Annotated in this window: 17 protein-coding genes; 6 read left to right on the forward strand and 11 right to left on the reverse strand. The window is 71.4% G+C overall.

What is annotated here, in order from left to right:
- The first annotated feature begins 201 nt into the window (after nt 1-201).
- Nucleotides 202-852 carry a hypothetical protein gene (locus AMO33_RS16815; RefSeq protein WP_060593191.1) on the forward strand — a complete coding sequence of 217 codons (651 nt, stop codon included), beginning with the start codon at nt 202-204 and terminating at the stop codon, nt 850-852.
- 107 nt (nt 853-959) lie between these two features.
- Here the strand turns inward: AMO33_RS16815 and AMO33_RS16820 are convergent, their stop codons facing one another.
- The 5 genes from AMO33_RS16820 to AMO33_RS16840 all read right to left on the reverse strand — a co-directional run bounded on the left by AMO33_RS16820 (nt 960) and on the right by AMO33_RS16840 (nt 5884).
- Complete coding sequence (locus AMO33_RS16820; protein ID WP_041559826.1) at nt 960-1139, reverse strand: antitoxin; 180 nt, start codon at nt 1137-1139, stop codon at nt 960-962.
- Nucleotides 1140-1244: 105 nt separating this feature from the next.
- Nucleotides 1245-3668 (reverse strand): ATP-dependent DNA ligase, encoded by a 2424-nt coding sequence (locus tag AMO33_RS16825; protein WP_060593192.1) that lies wholly within the window; start codon nt 3666-3668, stop codon nt 1245-1247.
- 55 nt (nt 3669-3723) lie between these two features.
- Nucleotides 3724-3936: an antitoxin gene (locus tag AMO33_RS16830; RefSeq protein WP_041560639.1), complete on the reverse strand. Its 213-nt coding sequence runs from the start codon at nt 3934-3936 to the stop codon at nt 3724-3726.
- 77 nt (nt 3937-4013) lie between these two features.
- Nucleotides 4014-5159, reverse strand: a complete 1146-nt coding sequence (locus AMO33_RS16835) for an MBL fold metallo-hydrolase (RefSeq protein ID WP_373368892.1) — start codon at nt 5157-5159, stop codon at nt 4014-4016.
- Nucleotides 5156-5884, reverse strand: coding sequence for an enoyl-CoA hydratase (locus AMO33_RS16840; RefSeq protein ID WP_060593194.1), 729 nt, complete (start codon nt 5882-5884; stop codon nt 5156-5158). The genes AMO33_RS16835 and AMO33_RS16840 overlap by 4 nt, the downstream gene beginning before the upstream one ends.
- Before the next feature lie 89 nt (nt 5885-5973).
- On the opposite strand from AMO33_RS16840, the gene AMO33_RS16845 reads away from it, so the two are divergent.
- Nucleotides 5974-7098, forward strand: coding sequence for an NAD(P)-binding domain-containing protein (locus AMO33_RS16845; RefSeq protein WP_060593195.1), 1125 nt, complete (start codon nt 5974-5976; stop codon nt 7096-7098).
- Here AMO33_RS16845 and AMO33_RS16850 read toward each other — a convergent pair.
- Genes AMO33_RS16850 through AMO33_RS16875 form a run of 6 tightly spaced genes read right to left on the reverse strand, consistent with a single transcriptional unit; the run spans nt 7082 to nt 14740 of the window.
- Complete coding sequence (locus AMO33_RS16850; protein WP_060593196.1) at nt 7082-7933, reverse strand: aldo/keto reductase; 852 nt, start codon at nt 7931-7933, stop codon at nt 7082-7084. The two genes, AMO33_RS16845 and AMO33_RS16850, sit on opposite strands and share 17 nt — an antisense overlap.
- Before the next feature lie 57 nt (nt 7934-7990).
- Nucleotides 7991-9547: a carboxyl transferase domain-containing protein gene (locus AMO33_RS16855; protein ID WP_060593197.1), complete on the reverse strand. Its 1557-nt coding sequence runs from the start codon at nt 9545-9547 to the stop codon at nt 7991-7993.
- Nucleotides 9548-9570: 23 nt separating this feature from the next.
- Nucleotides 9571-10173 (reverse strand): GTP-binding protein, encoded by a 603-nt coding sequence (locus tag AMO33_RS16860; RefSeq protein ID WP_170916205.1) that lies wholly within the window; start codon nt 10171-10173, stop codon nt 9571-9573.
- A complete protein-coding gene (locus AMO33_RS16865) occupies nt 10154-10528 on the reverse strand; it encodes a DUF742 domain-containing protein (RefSeq protein WP_011207201.1) in 375 nt (124 codons plus the stop codon). Before AMO33_RS16865 ends, AMO33_RS16860 begins: the two co-directional genes overlap by 20 nt.
- Nucleotides 10529-10535: 7 nt before the next feature.
- Nucleotides 10536-10949 (reverse strand): roadblock/LC7 domain-containing protein, encoded by a 414-nt coding sequence (locus tag AMO33_RS16870; protein WP_011207200.1) that lies wholly within the window; start codon nt 10947-10949, stop codon nt 10536-10538.
- The gene (locus AMO33_RS16875) at nt 10946-14740 is read right to left on the reverse strand and encodes an ATP-binding protein (RefSeq protein ID WP_082668695.1); all 3795 of its coding nucleotides are present in this window, start codon (nt 14738-14740) and stop codon (nt 10946-10948) included. The genes AMO33_RS16870 and AMO33_RS16875 overlap by 4 nt, the downstream gene beginning before the upstream one ends.
- A gap of 317 nt (nt 14741-15057) precedes the next feature.
- Between AMO33_RS16875 and AMO33_RS16880 the strand changes: the two genes are divergently transcribed.
- The 4 genes from AMO33_RS16880 (at nt 15058) to AMO33_RS16895 (ending at nt 19739) form a co-directional block, all read left to right on the forward strand.
- Complete coding sequence (locus AMO33_RS16880) at nt 15058-17058, forward strand: AMP-binding protein (RefSeq protein ID WP_060593198.1); 2001 nt, start codon at nt 15058-15060, stop codon at nt 17056-17058.
- Between the two features lie 138 nt (nt 17059-17196).
- Nucleotides 17197-17583, forward strand: a complete 387-nt coding sequence (locus AMO33_RS16885) for a hemophore-related protein (RefSeq protein ID WP_011207197.1) — start codon at nt 17197-17199, stop codon at nt 17581-17583.
- Nucleotides 17584-17622: 39 nt separating this feature from the next.
- Entirely contained in the window at nt 17623-18339 is a 717-nt protein-coding gene (locus tag AMO33_RS16890) for a response regulator transcription factor (RefSeq protein WP_011207196.1), read from the forward strand.
- Entirely contained in the window at nt 18336-19739 is a 1404-nt protein-coding gene (locus AMO33_RS16895; protein ID WP_011207195.1) for a sensor histidine kinase, read from the forward strand. The genes AMO33_RS16890 and AMO33_RS16895 overlap by 4 nt, the downstream gene beginning before the upstream one ends.
- Nucleotides 19740-19831 lie beyond the last annotated feature (92 nt).

Raw genomic sequence — 19831 nt, forward strand, 5'->3', positions numbered from 1 at the left:
GCAGACCCGCCAGAACAAACCCGAAGGCGCCGACTGCCCCTATTGGTGGGGGTTTTCCCTCCGGATTCCGGAGCGGGCAGTAGGGTTACGAAGACTTAGCTGTCCCGTGGATCATCCGAGGTCCGCCGCGGCGTCGAGGGGAGCTTTACTCGCCGCGCGGGCCTTCGTCGCGCTCGACTTCGTCAAGATTGGATTCCTCGAATGCTCTTCCGCAAGCTCTCGGCGGTCGTCGTACCGCTGCTCGCCGCCGTCACCGTCGGTGCGAGCACCGCACAGGCCCAGCCCGCTCCGGCGCCCGTCCCGGACATCGGTTACGAGGCGAAACTCGTCGGCGACAAGATCGTCACCACCCTCACCGGCGGCACGTTCCAGGTGAACGGCGCCACCGTCGACATCCGGGACGCCGCGGGCAACGCCGTGGTCACCCTCCCGCTGGCCTTCCGCGAGGCGGGCCTCGAATACCCGCTCGGGCACCAGGTCCGCGAGGACGGCCGGGTGCTGGAGTTGACCGCCGTCAAGGACGCGTCGAAGGCGCGGCCGGTTCCGGTGACGCCGGTGGCGTCGCTGGAGGAGAACCAGCGGGCGATGGATACTTTCGGCTCGCAATTCGGGATCGCGACAGCCATCGGCGGATTCGTGGGCACGATTGTCGGGGCGATCGTCGGGGTCGTGTTGGCATTCGGAACGGCAGGCCTCGGGCTGCCCGCCATTCCCGCCGGTGCCGCCATCGGCGGCATCATCGGCACGATTGTCGTAGGCGGACCTACGCTGGTTATTGCGGGAATAGACCTGATCAACACCCTGACGGCACCGCCAGGCACCACGAAGTGGATGGATCAGACGGGCCGCTGACGACCAAACTCGCGTTGGGGGGACTACCTACCGAAGCAAGAACGCGGCGCGCGCCAACCCTTTTCGGTCGGCGCGCGCCGCGTCGTCGTATAGGCCGTGAGCCCCGCTCAGCCCTCTTTACGGATGGCGTTCTTCGCGGCGTCCTGGGCCGCGTCCACCTGGCCGGCGAACTTGCCGCCGGTCTTCTCGTCCACCAGATCGCCCGCCTTGTCGATGACCGCGTCCACCTTGTCGGCGTTCTGCGCCGCCAGGTCCATCGCCTTGCCGGCCAGGTTCTTGAAGTCCACCCTGTGCTCCTCGTATTCGGATCGAAAACAACGCGCGCTCACCATACCCAGCGGCCGTGAACGGTGGTCGGCAAACAGGTGGCGATCGGTGTCGGCGGGTCGCCGTCACTCGTCTTCGCCGAGCCAGGCGGGGTGCCAGAGCCGTCCGGTGTCGGTCCAGTTCATGAATCGCACCCGGCCGGTGATCGTCGGGCGCACCCACACCGCCTCCTTGCGTTCCTCGGCGGTGAGTGCGTTGGCGAAGGGGCTGGTCTTGCGTTCCAGGCCGCGCAGCCTGCGCGCCAGGGCGGTCATGTCCTGTTCGCCGAATCCGGTGCCGACCCGGCCGACATAGATGAGTTCGCCGTCGTGCGGGATGCCGACGAGCAGGGATTTGAAATCGCGGGCGCCGCTGCGCCGGTATCCGCCGACGACGACGGGCTGGATTCGCCAGTTGCGCTGTTTCACCCAGGAGTGGCCGCGCTTGCCGGGCAGATAGACCGAGTCCCAGCGTTTCGCGATGACGCCTTCGAGGCCGTGTTCCTCGCTGTAGCGCAGGGCCTCGGCGCCGGGGCCGTCGAGGGCGGGCGGCACCCGCAGCGACGGTGCGGCCGCGCCGAGCGCCTCCAGCACCCGCCGCCGGTCGGCGAAACGCTTGCGCAGCAGGGAGGTTCCGTCCAGGTAGAGCACATCGAAGGCGACGAACTCGGCGCGGGCCGGGTCGGCTTGCAGCAGGGCGACCTGCGCGACGCCGTGTTCGTCGAACACCACCGCCTCGCCGTCGAGCACCGCCCGGTGCCCGGCCAGTTCCTCGGCGAGCACCGCGGCGATCCGCGGGTACCGGTCGGTGACGACGTTGCCCGCCCGGCTGCGCAGCGTCACCGCGCCGGCGTCGATTTCGGCGATCAGCCGGAACCCGTCCCACTTCGTCTCGAAACACCACTGCTCGCCGTCGAGCGGCCCGACCTCACCGGAGACCGCCAGCATCGGCGAAAGACCGCGCGGCACCGGCGTAGCGCCGCGGCGGCCTGCCTCGGCACCGGCCGTCGTGCGCGATCGCCGCCCCCCGGCCGAGTCGGCGTCGCCTGCTTCGTCGCGCATCTCGGCGTCGACCGCCGGCCCGCCCGAACCCTCCGCGCCTACCGGTGTTTCCGCGCCCACCGGTGTTTCCGCGTCCGCCGGTTGCTCGCGCATCAGGTGCATCAACCACTGGTTGCCGTTGGTCTGGATGAGGGCGTAGCGGCCGGTGAGCTTGCTGCCGTGGAAGCGCACGATCACCTCGTCGTCGCGCCATTTCTCGGTCTCGTAGGTGCCGGTGTCCCAGATGGTCATCTCCCCCGCGCCGTATTCGCCCTTGGGGATGACTCCGTGGAAGTGCAGGTATTCGAGGGGATGGTCCTCGGTGTGCACGGCGAGACGGTTCTGTTTCGGGGTGGTGGGCGGCCCCTTGGGCACGGCCCAGGAGGCCAGCACGCCGTCGCGTTCGAGCCGCACATCCCAGTGCAGGCGGCGGGCGTGGTGTTCCTGGACGACGAAGCGGTTGTCGGCGCCGGGACTCGGCGGTTCGGCGGGCACCGGTTCGGGGGTGCGGGCCGGGTCGCGCATCGAGCGATACTTGGCGAGCGCGTCGGCCCCACCGGGCAGGGCGTCGGCACCGCGGCGCGACAGCGGCGGATCGAGGTCGGCGAGCAGGTCGCCGTCGTCGCGCCAGCGCGCGAGGACCTCGTCGAAGCGCAGGTGGCGCAGGGTGGCGGCGTCCTCGATCTCGGCCCAGGTGCGCGGGGCGGCGGCGTTGGGTTCGGCGCGGCCGCGCAACGAGTAGGGGGCGATGGTGGTCTTGGCCGGATTGTTCTGGCTCCAGTCGAGAAACACCTTGCCGCGGCGCACCGCCTTGGCCATCGTCGCCGTCACCAGGTCGGGCCGCAGCTTCTCCAGATTGGTCGCCACCTGTTTGGCGACCGTGGACGCGCCGCCCGGGCTCAGCACCCGGTCCAGCGGCACGTAGAGGTGAATGCCCTTGCTGCCGCTGGTCACCGGGAAGGCGTGCATGCCGATGCCCTCGATCATGTCCCGCACGGCCAACGCCACTTCGGCGCATTCGGGCAGGCCGACGCCCGGCCCCGGATCGAGATCGAACACGATGCGGGTCGCCGGGCCCATCGCGGCACCGTCGAAACGCCATTGCGGCACATGGACTTCCAACGACGCCTGCTGCCCGATCCACGCCAGCCCCGCCTCGGAATCGATCAGCGGGTAGGCGACGCGACGGTCGGAATGCTCGAGCACCCGCCGCTCGAGCCACGGCGGCGCGTGCTCGGCGAGGTTCTTCTCGAAGAAGGACGGCGCCTCGACACCGTTGGGCCAGCGCTTGCGAGTGACCGGGCGCCCGGCGATGTGCGGCAGCATCGCCTCGGCGATGGCCGTGTAATAGGCGATCACCTCGCCCTTGGTGGTTCCGGTGGCCGGGTAGAGGACCTTGTCGAGGTTGCTCAGCTCCACCTCGACCGGTGGCCTGCCCGCCCCGCCGTCGAACGCTCTGCGCGACGCCATGTCCTGGCCTCCGCGACGCCGGCCGGCCGCGGGGACCGGCCGGTGTCGCGTTCGGTCATGCGTGCGGGTTGTGCCCGGGCTGCTCGGGCGGGACCACCTTCTTGGCGGCCTGCTTACCCTTCTCGATCTTGTCCGAGTACTTGCCCTGGGTCTTCTGATCCAGGAAAGTGCCCGCCTTGTCGACGGCCTGGTTGATCTTGTCGGAGTTCTTGGCCGCCGCCTCCTTGCCCTTGCCGATCAGGCCCTTGAGGTTGTCCGCGAAACTCATCGCCATCGTTCCTTTCCACTACCGAGGTGCCGACCACCGAAGCGCCGACTGCTGAAGTGCCGGGAGGAACCGACAGGTCAACCTACATTCTCCCACCAGGGATCCGGTTCCGCCGCGCCCGCGGGCAGCACCCGCTGGCCCGGTTTGGGCACCGCCACCCGGGTACCCGCCGCCCGCGCCGCCGACACCATCCGGCGCACCGGCTCCGACCACCCGTGGAAGGCCAGATTGAAGGTGGCCCAGTGGATCGGCACGAGCATGCCGTGCCCGGCGTCGCCGACACACAGGTCGGCGTGCGCACGCACCGCCTCCTCGGGATTCATGTGCACATCGGTCCAGTGCTCGTCGTAGGCGCCGATGGGCAGCAGTGTGAGGTCGAACGGGCCCAGCGCCGCGCCCGCCTCGGCGAAGGCCTTGGTGTAGCCGGTGTCACCGCCGAAATACACCCGCCGGGTCGGGCCGACGATCGACCACGACGCCCACAGCGTGGTGTTGCGCACCAGCCCGCGGCCGGAGAAGTGCCTGGCCTCGGTGCAGGTGAGCACCAGGTCACCACCGTCACGGGCACGACCGAGCGCCTGCATCGACACCGAAGCGCCCCAGCCCAACTCGACGATCCGGTCCTCGGGCACCCCCCAGTGCCGCAGATGCGCACCGATGCCGACCGGCACCACGAACGGCGCGGACTGCGCGGCGAGCAGCGCCCGGACGGTCTCCTTGTCGAGGTGGTCGTAGTGGTCGTGGGAGATGAGCACCGCGTCCAGCTCGGGCAGCGCGGAGAGCGGCTCCGGCACCGGGTGCAACCGGACCGGGCCGACCAGGGTCGACGGCGACACCCGCTCACTCCACACCGGATCGGTGAGCACCCGGTAACCGTCCACCTCGACGAGCGTGGTGGCGTGGCCGTACCAGGTGACGGCGAGATCGCCGGGCTCGGCCGGGGTTTCGGGCCGCACCACCGGGATCGGGCCGCGCGGATGCCCGGCCTTGCGTTTGGTCCACGCCGAGACGACCAGCGCCGCAACCGAACCCGTCTCGAACTGGACGCTCGGCTCGGTGTTGTGGAAGCGACCGCCGCGATAGTTGGCGAGGCTGCGGGCGGACGGCCGGATCGTCGACATCGACGCGCCGAGCGCCGAGGGGATACCCCAGGCGGCGCGCACCGCCCAGGCGGCACCCGCCGCGACGGCGGCCAGCAGGAGCGGTTTGCCGACGCGCATCATTTCCCCACGAACTTCGCGGTGCGCTTCTCTTCCCTGGCCAGCCTGCCCTCTTTGGCGTCGTCGCTGGTCCAGGCGGCCTGCAGCGCCTCGCGCTGCTGCACGGTCTCCGGATCGCGGGTGCCGTCGTCGTTGAGCACGAGCTTCATGTGCCGCAGCGACAGCGGCGCCAGTTCCGCGATCGACTTCGCCCACGCCTGCGCGTCCGCCAGGGTGCCGATGCGGTTGGCGAAACCGAAGGCGTAGCAGTCGCTCGCCGAGATCGGTTCGGCCCCGAGCAGCAGGGTCCGGGCCGGGCCGCCGCCGATCAGGGCCGCCAGCCTGCGCATCGTCCAGCGATCCACCGAGATGCCCAGCTTCGCGGCGGGGATGGCGATGTAGGAGTCCGGCGCGAGTACCCGCAGGTCCGAGGCCAGCGCGAGCTGCACGCCCGCGCCGAGCGCGGCCCCGTGGATCGCCGAGATCACCGGCACCGGCGCCGATTCGATGGTGTGCAGCATGTCCATCAGCGCGGCGAGGAACGACTCGGAGTAGACACCCGACAGATCGGCGCCGGCGCTGAAGACCGGACCGCGGCCGGTCAGCACGATCACCCTCGCCTCCTCCGCGACGGCCGTCAGCACCGCCTCGCGCAACCGCCCGACGAGCTCCTCGTTGAGCGCGTTGCGTCGCTCCTCGCGTCGCAGTTCGATGGTGACGACGTCACCATCGCGGCTGACTCCGAGCATGCATCCTCCCCAACTGGCCGTTCGTGTGGATGTCTTCACTCTGCCACAGCCCACCGGCGGTGACCGGGAAGCCGATACCATCGACTGTTGTGCCGAGCGACTACGACATCCTGGTGATCGGTGCTGGTCAGGCCGGGCTGTCGGCCGCCTATCACCTGCGCAGGCTCGGCCTGGTCCCCGAGCGCGACTTCCTCGTCGTCGATCACGCCGACGGGCCGGGCGGCGCGTGGCGGCACCGCTGGCCCTCGCTCACGCTCAGCACCGTCAACGGGGTGCACGACCTGCCCGGCATGTCCTTCGCCGAGACGCTGCCGCCCGGTTCGGCGAACGCCCAGGCGGCCACCGCCGTGCCGCACTATTACGAGCTCTACGAAAAGCGCTTCGACCTGCGCGTGCACCGTCCGGTCTCGGTGCGGGTGGTCTGTGACCGCACCGCCGACGGCACCCGCTGCGACGGCCGTGGCGAGGTGCTGCACGCCGAGACCGACACCGCGGGCACGCTGCGGGTACGCGGGCTGATCAACGGCACCGGCACCTGGGAGCGCCCCTTCGTGCCCCGCTATCGCGGGCAGGAGACCTTCACCGGCAGGCAGCTGCACACCCACGACTACCACGACGCCGCCGAGTTCACGGGCAAACATGTCGTGGTGGTCGGCGGCGGGATCTCGGCCGTGCAGTTGCTCGACGAGATATCCCAGGTGACCAGCACCACCTGGGTGACCCGCCGCGAGCCGGTGTTCCGGGAGGGCGAGTTCACCCCGGAGGCGGGCCGCGCGGCGGTCGCCCAGGTGGAGGACCGGGTCCGGCGCGGGCTGCCGCCCGGCTCGGTCGTCTCGGTGACCGGGCTGCTGTGGAACGACCGGCTACGCGCCGCCCAGCGCCGGGGCGCACTCGCCCGGCGCCCGATGTTCGACCACATCGAGCCCGACGGCGTGCGCTGGGCCGACGGCAGCTTCCAGCACGCCGACGTGATCCTGTGGGCCACCGGATTCCGCAGCGCCCTCGATCATCTCGCACCGCTGCGGTTGCGCGGGCCGGGCGGCGGCATCACCATGACCGGGCGGCTGAGCACCCAGGTGGCGGCCGACCCACGCATTCACCTCATCGGTTACGGGCCCTCGGCGAGCACGATCGGCGCCAACCGGGCGGGCCGGGCGGCCGCCGTCGAGCTGACGGCCCATCTCGGGATCGCGCGGCTCACAGACCCGCGCTGAAGGTGTCCGGGTCGGGGCCGATGCGGCCGCCCCGGTCCAGACCGTCGATCGCCGCCATCTGCTCGCGGGTGAGTTCGAAGCCGAACACGTCGAAGTTGGCCTCGATGCGGGCGGGCGTGACCGACTTGGGGATCACGACGTTGCCCAACTGCAGGTGCCAGCGGATGATCACCTGCGCCGGGGTGCGGCCCACCTCCTGCGCGATGCGGGTGATGGTGGCGTCCTCCAGCAGGGTGCCCTGCCCCAGCGGGCTCCACGCCTCGGTCGCGATCGCGTTCTCGGCGTGGAATTCGCGCAGCTCGCGCTGGGCCAGCGCCGGATGCAGCTCGATCTGGTTGACCGCGGGGATCTCGCCGGTCTCGGCGATCAGGGTGCGCAGGTTGTCCACGGTGAAATTGGACACGCCGATCGAGCGCACCCGGCCCTGCCGCTTGAGCTCCTGGAAGGCACGGAACGTGTCGACGAACTTGCCCGCGGCGGCGACCGGCCAGTGGATCAGGTACAGATCCAGGTAGTCCAGACCCAGCTTGGACATGCTGTCGTCGAACGCGCGCAGGGTGGAGTCGTAGCCCTGCTCGGAGTTCCACAGCTTGGTGGTGACATAGACCTCGTCGCGCGGCAGTCCGAACGCGCGGATCGCGCGGCCGGTGCCCTCCTCGTTGCCGTACACCGCCGCGGTGTCGATGCTGCGATACCCGGCCCGCAAGGCCGTGGTGACCACGTCGAACACGTCGTCGGGTGGCACCTGGAACACGCCGAACCCGAGCTGGGGGATGACGTTGCCGTCGTTGAGCACGATCGACGGCACGGCGGAGGTCTCGCTGCGGAAGGTCACGTTCCGACCGTAGAAGTGCGCGGCCGAACCGTCAACGACGCTTACGGGCGTGTTCGGTCACGGGCGGGGGCTGCCGAGGCGGCGATACCGCAGGTGACGGGTCCGGCGGCGCTCGTCGGCGGGCTGCGCGCGCAGCCGCGCCAGCTCGTCGGCGACGGCGGCGACCATGCGGCGGGCGAAGTCGACCGGTTCGTCGGCGGCGTCGGGACGCTCCGGCACGATCCGGTCCACCACGCCGTCCGCGCACAGGTCGGCGGCGCCGATGCGCTGGGCGTCGGCCAGCTCCGGGGCGTGCGCGGTGTCACGGTGGACGATGGCGCTGGCGCCCTCCGGCGGCAGCGGCGCCAGCCAGGCGTGGGTGGCGGCCAGCACCCGATCGGCGGGCAGCAGCGCCAGCGCGCCACCGCCGGTGCCCTGGCCGAGCAACACCGACACCGTCGGGGTGTCCAGGGTGACCAGGTCGGAGATGCACCGGGCGATCTCCGGCGCCAGGCCCCGCTCCTCGGCCTCCTTCGACAGCGCGGCACCCACCGTGTCGATCACCGACACCAGCGGCAACCGCAGCTCCTGCGCCAGCGCCATCCCGCGCCGCGCCTCCCGCAGCGCCGCCGGGCCCATCGTCTGCTCGCCGCGCTGGCCCGCGCGATCGTGACCGAAGACCACGCACGGCTGGCCACGGAACCGGGCCAGCGCCAGCAGGGTGGTCCGATCCGACTCGCCCTGACCGGTGCCGCTGAGCGGAACCCGTTGGGTGACATGGCGAAGCAGCTCGCGCACACCGGGACGATCGGGGCGTCGGGAGATCAACACCGACTGCCAGGTGGGAGAACCGGCGGTGGCTGCTTCCGGCCCCGGAGTGCCGGCCGAATCGCCGTCCGCCGTGGCCTGCTCGGCGGCGGTCGGCGGACCGACCACCGGCGGCGGGGCGGGCTGATCCGGTAGGACGACGCCGCTGCACACGCTGAGCGCGCGGTGGGCGATGCGCCGGAAGACGCGGACCGGCAGGACACCGTCGATGACGCCGTGCCGGTACAGGTTCTCCGCGGTCTGCACGCCCTCGGGAAAGTCCTTGCCGTACAACGCCTGATACACCCGCGGACCGAGGAAGCCGATCATCGCGCCCGGCTCGGCGAAGGTCATGTGCCCGAGCGAGCCCCACGAGGCGAACACGCCACCCATCGTCGGATTGCGCAGATACACCAGGTACGGATGCCCGGCGGCCTTGTGCGCGGCGACCGCGCCCGCGATCTTGACCATCTGCACGAAGGCGATGGTGCCCTCCTGCATGCGGGTGCCGCCGGAGGTCGGCGACGCGAGCAGCGGCAACCCGAGCTCGGTGGCGCGCTCGACCGCGGCGACGATCCGCTCGGCGGCGGCCACCCCGATCGAACCGGCGAGAAAGCCGAACTCGCAGGCGATCACGGCCACCCGGCGCCCGCGCAGCAACCCCTCACCGGTGAGCACCGCCTCGTCGGTACCCGCCGCGTCCGCCGCCGCGCGCAGCTCGTCGCGATAGCGCGGGGACGCGGCCACCGTCACCGGTGGCCGGTCCCAGCTCACGAACGACTCCGCGTCGAGCAGCTGCCCGACCAACTCCCGCGCCGAGATCCGCATGGCGCGAGCGTATCCGGCCGGTCTCAGTAGCCCTGCATCACCTTGCGCAGCGCGTACTCGGTCAGCGACACCAGCGCCTGCTTGGCGGGCTCCCGGCGCCGCGCGTCGATCGACAGGATCGGCACGTCGGCGGAGACCGCCAGCGCCTGCCGGATGTCCTCGATCGGGTAGCGCGGGGCGTCGTCGAACTCGTTGAGCGCCACCAGGAACGGCAGGTTGCGGGCTTCGAAGTAGTCGACGGCCGCGAAGCTGTCCTCCAGTCGGCGGGTGTCGACGAGCACCACGGCGCCGATGGCGCCGCGGATCAGGTCGTCCCACATGAACCAGAATCGGTACTGACCTGGGGTACCGAACAGGTACAGCACCAGGTCGTCCGCGAGGCTGATCCGGCCGAAGTCCATCGCCACCGTGGTGGTCGACTTCATCGGGATGCCGGTCAGGTTGTCGATGCCGGCACTGGCGTTGGTGACCAGTGCTTCGGTGCGCAGCGGAACGATCTCCGAGACAGCACCGACCAACGTGGTCTTACCGACACCGAAGCCGCCGGCGACCACGATCTTGGCCGACGTCGGCTTGCTGGTGCGGGTATCGACCTGCGCCGTCGAATCAAATACGCCGGAGTCCACTGAGAACCCTTTCGATCAACTCGCGACGTTCATCGTCGCTGGAATCCTCTTTCAATGTCGCCGAAACGCGCACGTGCCCGGCATCGATCAGGTCGGCGACGAGTACACGCGCCACCCCGATCGGTATCCCGAGCCGTGCCGCCACTTCCGCGACGGACGGCGATTCTCTGCACAACTCCACGATCGACGTCTCGATGTTGGTCAGCTCGAACTGCCGCTCCAACGCGACCGGCTGTGATGCGACGAGGGCCTCGAGCGCCAACTCCACCTTGGGCCTGGTGCGACCCGCGGTCAGTGAGTACGGGCGCACGAGGCTCGGCTCGGCACTCCCTACGCGGTGATCTTCTATGTCCATCCGACCATCAGGAACCCATCGTGACGCGTGGCGTGGCCTGGACCGTCTGGCCAACCCGCTCGACCAACAGCGCCATTTCGTAGCCGACCTGTCCGATGTCGCAGGACGTGTTGGTCAGCACCGCGAGGTAGGAGCCGTCGCCCACCGCCATCAGCAGCAGGTAACCGTGCTCCATCTCGACCACCGACTGCAGGACGGTGCCGCCCTCGAACAGGTTCGAGACACCGACGGAGAGGCTGGCCAGACCGGCGGTGACCGCCGAGAGTTGTTCGGCACGATCGACGGGCAGCTGGGCGCTCGCGGCCATCAACAGGCCGTCAGCCGAGACCAGGACGGCATGAGCTACGCCAGGAACCTCGTTGGCGAAGTTCGAAACCAGCCAATCCAGCTGACGGTTCGTACCACCTAGATCGGGGTTCATCGGTCTCCTTTGTCTCCGGTTAGGTTCATTGCTCTCATTGCGCGGCCATCCCGGACGCCCTTCTGGTGACGACTCAAGCTGGACCTGATCGATTCCGGATCACGGCGAGGTGCCCGATCCGCGGCGCCGCTCACGGCGCCGGGGACTAGCCTCCCGCCCGGATCGCGTTGCGGCAAGCCCGCAGCGGTCTTTTTCTCGGCTTGGGCCTCACTCGCGCGCCGCGCCGCCTGCCAGCCTTCGTCACCGGGGGACTCGAAGGAGGCCGCGACCTGGGACCGGTCCGGGTTCGGATCGGCCAGCCACGCCGACATCATCTCGGCGAAGATCGGGCTGTCCATCGACGACCCCGGCTCGACCGCGGGCTGCAACCGGGTCTGGAAGAACGACGCGGTCTTGGCGGGGTTGGACTTGTAGCTGTGCTTGCCGGGATCGCGCGCGGGGGCGGATTCGGACGCACCGTCACCGGCCTCGGTGCCGGAATCGCGCTGTGCGAGACCCACTCCGGGCGGCACCTCGCCGAGCGGCTGATGCCGCGCACCCGGATCACGTTGCGGCAGACCGGTACCGGGCGCGGGACGGCTCGGTTCGGGCGCGCGCTGCGGGAGCCCGTTGGCGCCGCTCTCGCGCTCGGGTAGGCCGCTGTCCCGCTGGGGTAGACCGCCACGCTGCGGGAGCCCGTTGGCGCCCCGCTGGGGCAGACCGGTCGAGTTCGGCCCGCCCTCGCCCGCGGCCGGAGCACCGGGCGCGCGCTGCGGCAGGCCGGTGGCACCGTTGTCCCGCGGCGGCAGACCGGTGGCGCCACCCTCGCGTTGCGGCAGGCCGGGCGCGCCGCCGTCACGCGGGGCCAGACCGGCGGCCCCCTCCTCGCGCTGCGGGAGACCACCCGGCGCGGCACCGCGCTGCGGCAGGCCGTTCGGGCCCGCTTCACGCTGCGGCAGACCGGAGGGGCCGCCGTCGCGCGGCGGGAGACCGCCCGCCGGGGCACCGCGCTGCGGCAAGCCGTTCGGACCCGCCTCACGCTGCGGCAGACCGGAGGGGCCGCCCTCACGCGGCGGGAGACCCGCGGCCCCGCCCTCGCGGTGCATGCCGGTAGCGCCCGGCTCCCGCTGCGGCAGGCCCGGGGTGGCACCCGGCTGACGCTGCGGCAGGCCGTTGCCGCCCGGACGCGCCGGACCGGATTCCCGCTGGGGCAGACCGGTGGCGGCGGACCCGCGGGCGGCGTCGGGCTCCGGGGCGCCGTTGGCGCCGGGCTCGCGGTGCGGCAGGCCACCCGCGGTGGGCGCGGGCGCACCGTTACCGCCCGGCTGACGCTGCGGCAGGCCGCCCGCCTCGGGCTGCGGCGCACCGCTGGCACCCGGCTGACGCTGCGGCAGGCCACCGCCCGCGCCGGGCTGCGGCACCCCGTTGGCGCCGGGCTCACGCTGCGGCAGACCGCCGGGTGTGGTGCCCGCGGGGCCGGCCGTGCCGGGCGTCGCGGGCGGCGTGACGGACGGCCGTGCCGTGCCGGGCGTCGCGGGCGGCGTGACCGATGGCCGTTGCGCGGCGGCCGGACCGCCGGTGGCGAGATTGCGCTTGGGCAGGCTGGCGGCGGCGAGCTTGCCGCGCTGCGGCCCGTTCGCCTGGGCCGCGGCGCTCGACTCGCGCAGGCTCGCCGAACCCTCCTGGCGCAGCCCGCCCGCCATCGCCGAACCCGGCTGACGCTGCGGCAGGCCGCCGGGGCCGGTGGGCGCGGGTGCGGGCGGAGTGAGCGGACCGGAGCCGGTCTGGATGGGACCGCTGACACCCGGGTCGACGGTGACCATCATGTTGCCCGCCGACGTGCGGGTGATCGCGCGCGTCTGCATGGACGGGGTCGGATGCTGCGGGTTCGGCTGCACCGGCGCGGCCTTGACGACCGCCTGCGGACCGGAGGCCTGGCCGGCGGGCACGATCAGGCCGACCGGGACGTGCACGGTCACCGTGACACCCGGATCGCGCGCGGTGTCGAAGGTCGGGCGCAGCCGCACGGTCAGACCGTGCCGCTCGGCCAGCCGGCCGACGACGAACAGGCCCATGTGGCGGGCGGTGTCCGGACCGGGCTCGGCGGTCTGCTCGAGCTTGCGGTTGATCTCGGCCATCTCCGCGGGCGGCATGCCGATGCCCCGGTCGGCGACCTCGATGAGCAGACCCTGGTCGTGCGCCTGCGCGAAGGTGAACTTCACGTCCGTCTCGGGCGGCGAGGCGCGCAGCGCGTTGTCCAGCAGCTCGGCGAACAGGTGGGCCAGGTCGGAGGCCGCTGGCTCCTTGAGCGCACCGCGCGGGGTGGCGCCCAGCTTGACGCGCTCGTAGTCCTCGACCTCGGAGATGGCCGCGCGCAGCACGTCGCCGATCTCGACCGGCGCCGACTTGGCGCGGCGCTGTTTGGTGCCCGCCAGGATGAGCAGGTTGTCGCCGTTGCGGCGCATGCGGGCGGCGAGGTGGTCCAGCCGGAAGAGGTTCTCCAGCAGGCGGGGGTCCTTCTCGTCGTACTCCATCGCCTCGATGAGGCTGAGCTGATGGTCGACCAGCGACTTGGAGCGGCGCGCCAGCGTCTCGAACATGTCGTTGACCTGGGAGCGCATCTGCGCCTGATCGGAGGCCAGGCGCAGCGCCTGGCCGTGGATGTCGTCGATGGCGCGGGCCAGCTGGCCGATCTCCTCGGTGCTGCGGATCGGCATCGGCTCCAGCGGCACGTCCTCCGGGGAGGCGCCGTTGCGCAGCTGCGCGACCTCGTGCGGCAGGTCGCTCTCGGCGACGCGCAGGGCGGCCAGGCGCAGCCGGTGCAGCGGCACGATCATCGAGCGCGCCACGAACACGGCAAGCAGCAGCGCGGCCAGGATGGTCGCGATGACGACGGCGGTGTAGGTCCAGGCGTCGCGGTTGGCCCGGCCCGCCAGGTTGTCCATCGCGCTGTCGATGTCCTTGGTGGCCTTGGCGACCACGCGTTCGTAGACGTCGACGCTGGTGGTGAGGGAGTTCTTCAGCTCGCCGAGCGGCAGCCTGCCCGCCTGGGCCTCGGGGCTGTTGATGAGCGAGAGCCGGGTGTCCACGCCGGCGCGCAGGTCGGCGATGGCGGAGTCACCGTCGGGGAAGCGGTGCGCGAGGACGTTGAGCAACTGACGCTCGGTTTCCGAGGCGGTGGTGAAGGTCTGCACACCGGCCTTGAAGTCGTGCAGCACCTCGTTGAAGGCGGCCAGCTCGGCGACCAGCGTGGCGCGGGTGTTGAGCGAGTCGACCAGGCGCAGCTTGGCCGCGTCCATGGCCGGGTCGCTGACCTGCGACACCGTGCTCTCGACGATGCTGACGCTCTCGTTGCGGATCCGGTCGATCCCGCCCAGTGCGTCGGTGGGCTGCGCCGCGGCCTTACCCCTGGCCAGGATGGCCCTGGCCTCGGTGATCATGGTCTCCAGCGACGCCTCGGCCTTGCTGTGCCCGCGCAGCTTGGCGCCGGCGTCCTGGGCCGTGGTGATGGCCTGGTCGAGCTGGCTGAGGTCCTGGTCGGTCACCACCGACGCGCCCGGCATCAGCGACACCATCTGCGAACCGGCGACGGTGGCCGCGGCCGCGCTCAGGCCGGTGACAGCCGGAATGGCCTCGATGTTCTCGGCCACGCCCTCGAGGCGGTTGGCCTCGGTGAACTCCGAGGTGATCCTCGACACGCCGAGACCCACCGCGACAGCCAGCGGCACGGCGAGAACGGCCGTAACCTTCCAGCGCAGGTCCCAATTGCCGAGCGCCCAGCGCTTCTTGCCGGACCTTGCGGCGTCACGCATCTCCCACTCACTTTCCAAACTGGCCCCATCCACGCGCCATCAGCGAACCTCCACAATCGCACTGGCTCGACGGGTGGAGCTGGCCGAGAACTGCGGCTGGCCGAGAAATTGCGTCTACGACGGCCGAAATAAGTGACATCAGATTCTAACGGATCAATAACAGCTTGGGCGACATCAGGTAGCGCCACGGGACTTGACCTGCCCGTTCCGGGCAAAACCAAAGGTCGCGGCGCCCACCCGGGCGTCGCGTGAAGTCTGCCACAATCACACAGATCTATCGAGGCGGGATCGAAGCGAGGGCTAGGGAGTCACGGGAGTTGAACGCGAAGCACGAGTACCGACCGGTCTATCAGACCAGCTTGGTCGACCCCGCCGAGTTCTGGACCACCGCGGCCGAGGCCATCGACTGGGACGTCCCGCCCACCCAGATCGTCGATCCCGCGGCCAAGCCCGCGGCCCGCTGGTTCCCCGACGCCCAGCTCAACACCTCGGTCAACGCCCTCGACCGTCACCTCGCCGAGCGCGCCGATCAACCCGCCCTGATCTACGACTCCGCCATGACCGGCGCCAAGGGCGTCTACACCTACGCCCAGCTGCTCGACGAGGTCGCCACCTTCGCGGGCGCCATGCAGCGGCTCGGGGTGGCACGCGGCGACCGGGTGGTGATCTACCTGCCGATGATCCCCGAGGCGGTGATCGCCATGCTGGCCTGCGCCCGCATCGGCGCGGTGCATTCGGTGGTGTTCGGCGGCTTCGCCGCGCCCGAGCTCGCGGCCCGCATCGACGACGCCGAACCGGTGCTGATCGTCACCGCCGCGGGCGGCCTGGAACCCAACCGCAAGATCGAGTACCCGCCGATCGTGGCGCGCGCGCTCGGGCTCGCGCAGACCGCCGCGCCGCGCCACGTCATCGTCAAGCAGCGCCCGGTCCACTTCTCCCCCGACTTCCCGCCCGCCGAGACCGCGGCGCAGTGGCTGGACTGGGACGACGCCGTGCGCGACGCGCCGAAGGCCGAGCCGGTGCCGGTGGCGGCGACCGATCCGCTCTACATCCTCTACACCTCCGGCACCACCGGGAAGCCGAAGGGCGTGGTCCGCGACAACGGCGGGCACGCGGTGGCGCTGGCCTGGTCGATGCGCAACATCTACGACGTGGGCCCGGGCCAGGTGATGTGGGCCGCCTCCGACGTCGGCTGGGTCGTCGGGCACTCCTACATCGTCTACGCGCCACTGCTGGTCGGCGCGACCACGCTGCTCTACGAGGGCAAGCCGGTGGGCACCCCGGACGCGGGCGCGTTCTGGCGGATCGTCGCCGAATACCGGGTGCGGGTGCTGTTCACCGCGCCGACCGCGCTGCGCGCCATCCGCAAGGCCGACGGCGAGGCCAAGCTGGCCCGCAACCACGACCTGTCCTCGCTGCGCGCGCTGTTCTGCGCGGGCGAACGCCTCGACCCGGCCACCTACGAGTGGGCGCGCGGCACGCTGCTGGCCGAGCGGCCGGACTGCCCCGTGGTGGACCACTGGTGGCAGACCGAGACCGGCTGGCCGATCTGCGCGAATCTGCTCGGGTTGCAGGAACTGCCGGTCAAGCCGGGGTCCGCGTCGGTGCCGGTGCCGGGCTACCGGCTGCGCGTCCTCGACGCCGAGGGCAATCCGGTGCCCGCGGGCACCGAGGGCAACATCGTCATCGGACTGCCGATGCCACCGGGCACCCTCACCGGGCTCTGGCACGACGACACCCGGTTCGCCCGCTCCTACATGTCGGCCTTCCCTGGGCACTACGCCACCGGTGACTCCGGCTATTTCGACGAGGACGGCTACCTGTTCGTGCTCGGCCGCAGCGACGACGTGATCAACATGGCCGGGCACCGGCTCTCGGCGGGCAGCATCGAGGCCGCGATCTCCGGGCACGCGGCGGTGGCCGAATGCGCGGTGATCGGCCTGCCCGACGAGCTGAAGGGGCAGAAGCCCATCGCCTACGTGGTGCTCAAGGAAGGTGTGGAGGTCGATCCGGCCACCCTGCGCGACGAGCTGATCGCGCGGGTGCGCGATCAGGTCGGCGCGATCGCCGCCCTGCACGACGCGGTGATCGTGGCCGGGCTGCCCAAGACCCGCTCGGGCAAGATCCTGCGCAAGACGATCCGGCAGATCAGCGCGGGCGAGCAGGTGGAGGTGCCCTCGACCATCGAGGACCCGGCGGTGCTCGCGGCGCTGGAGGACCAGATCCTCACCACCAGGGCCGATGCCGCCGAGGCGGCGGGCGAGGCGCCCGACACCGACGGCGCGCTCGGCGCGTCCGATCCGGCGGCCCGGCCCTGAGCCGGCCCGACGCCTCCGCAGCGTCGACCGCGCCTCCTCAGAGTTTCCTCACCGAACCCTTATCGGACTGCCAAAGACCGCCCATAGCGTCGGGGTCGCTTCACAGAAACACCCCGAAAGATCTGGAGGCACCATCCGATGAATCGTTTCCGCACCCGTACCCGCCTGGCCGCGCTCACCGCGGGCGCCGCCGCGAGCGCCGCGGTGCTGCTCGGCACCGGCGTGGCCGCGGCAGGCCCGCTGGAGTCGGCCGAGCCGCTGCTGAGCACCGACTGCACCTTCGCCCAGGTCGACGCGGCCCTGCACGCCGAGGCGCCGGAACTGGCGGCCATGCTCGACGCCTATCCCGCGCAGAAGGCCGAACTGCAGCGGCGCTTCGACCAGCCGGTCGAGCAGCGCCGGGCCGACTTCCAGATGCTGATCGAGCAGAACCCGGACCTGGCGGCGCAGGCGGAGAGCGATCCGCGGGCCGCCCAGCTGAGCCAGGCACTCGCCGCGGTCGCGGCGACCTGTCACAACTACTGATCGTCGGGTCGCCGGGGTGAACGTGGCTCCGGCGGCAGAATGGGTGGGGTGAGCACCTCCCCCACCCCGACCGTCCTCGTCGTCGACGACGACGAGGACGTGCTCGCCTCGGTCGAACGCGGGCTGCGCCTGTCCGGCTTCCACGTGCTGGTCGCACGGGACGGCGCGGCCGCGTTGCGCAGCGTCAACGCCGACTGCCCCGACGCCGTCGTGCTGGACATGAACATGCCGGTGCTCGACGGCGCCGGGGTGGTCACGGCGTTGCGGGCCCTCGGCAACGACGTCCCGATCTGCGTGCTCAGCGCCCGCGCCTCGGTCGACGACCGCATCTCCGGCCTGGAATCCGGCGCCGACGACTACCTGGTGAAGCCGTTCGTGCTCGCCGAACTGGTGGCCCGGATCAAGGCGCTGCTCCGCCGCCGCACCGACGCGCCCGCCGCGGCCGCCACCCCCGGCGCGATCACGGTCGGTCCGCTCGAGGTCGACGAGGCGGGCTACCGGGCGCTGCTGCACGGCCGGGAGATCGAGCTGACCAAGCGGGAATTCGAGTTGCTGTCCACGCTCGCGCGCAACGCGGGCGTGGTGTTGAGCCGGGAACGGCTGCTGGAGCTGGTGTGGGGCTACGACTTCGCCGCCGACACGAACGTGGTGGACGTGTTCGTGGGCTACCTGCGCCGCAAGCTGGAGGCCGACGGCACGCCCCGGCTGCTGCACACCATCCGTGGCGTCGGGTTCGTGCTGCGGGCACCGAAATGAGCGCGCCGCGCCCGAAAGCCCGACGGCGGCGGACGTTCTCGCTGCGCACCCGGGTGGCGGGCGCGGCGGCCGCGGGCGCGGTCATCATCGTCACGCTGCTCAGCGCGGTGGCGGTGCGCGCCATCGAACGGATCAATCTGCAGCAGAGCGACCAGCAGTTGACGGTCGCCTCGCGGCTGGTGCTGATCGACCCGGTGATCGCCGTCGGCGTGCTCGGGCTCACCGGGCTCAACGACGACATGGCCGTCACCGTGCGCGACGGCGGGGCGGTGGTGGCCAGCAGCCCGGTGCGGTTGCCCGATCTGCCGACCGGCTCGCGCACGGTCACCGTGTCCGGGACGCAGTACCGGGTGCTGACCACGACCGAGAACCAGCCGGCGGGACGCACCGTCTCCCTCGGCATTCCGGCCGACGAGGCCGCCCGGGTGACCGCCGAACAGCAGCGCTGGGTGCTCGGCGGCGCGCTGCTCGCGGTCGCGGCGGCGGGCGCGCTCGGCTGGCTGCTGGCCGGGCGGGCCGTGCGGCCGATCGTCGACCTCACCGAGCAGGTCGGTGCCCGCAGCGCCTTCGGGGCGGATGACGCGCGCCCGCCGGTGGACGGTTCGGGGGTGCGCGAGTCCGAGCAGCTGGCCGAGGCGGTGAACACCATGCTCGCGCGGGTGGACCAGGCCCAGGCCGAGACCGCGGCGGCGCTGGCGACCGCGCGTGACTTCGCCGCGGTCTCGGCCCACGAACTGCGCACCCCGCTGACCGCCATGCGTACCGACCTCGAGGTGCTGCGCACCCTGGACCTGAACGAGGAGCAGCGCGCGGAGATCCTGGCCGACCTGCAACGCAGCCAGGGCCGGGTGGAATCGACGCTGGCCGCCCTGGAACGACTCGCCACCGGCGACCTGACCCACGCGCGCGACCACGTCGACACCGACGTCGGCGAACTGTGCGATCAGGCGGCGCACGACGCCATGCGGCACTTCCCCGGCCTGACCGTGCGCATCGACACCGACGCCGACCTGGTGACCCGCGGTCTCCCGGCCGGGCTGCGGCTCGCGGTGGACAACGCGCTGGCCAACTCGGTCAAGCACGGCGGGGCCACCGAGGCGGTGGTCTCGGCTCACCGCGGCGCCGACGGCGGCATCGTGATCGCCGTCGACGACAACGGCCGCGGTATCCCCACCGACGAACGCGAGTTGGTGTTCCGCCGCTTCTTCCGCGGCAGCCAGGCCAGCAAGGGCGGGTCCGGTCTCGGGTTGGCACTGGTCGCCCAGCAGGCCCAATTGCACGGCGGACGGGCGTATTTCGACGACAGCCCGCTCGGCGGTGCGCGGTTGGTGCTGGAATTGCCGCAACCCGACCGCAATTCCGATCAGCACATCGATTCCGCCGGATTGCGTTCGCACTGAGGATTTCCCGGCGCCGACTGCGCCGGCCAGCCGGGTGAGCCTCAGAGAACTCTCAGAGAAATCCCATGGCGGCGAATATCTCTCGCCCTAGG

Origin of the sequence: Nocardia farcinica, from assembly GCF_001182745.1 — a bacterium.
Taxonomy (GTDB): Bacteria; Actinomycetota; Actinomycetes; order Mycobacteriales; family Mycobacteriaceae; genus Nocardia; species Nocardia farcinica.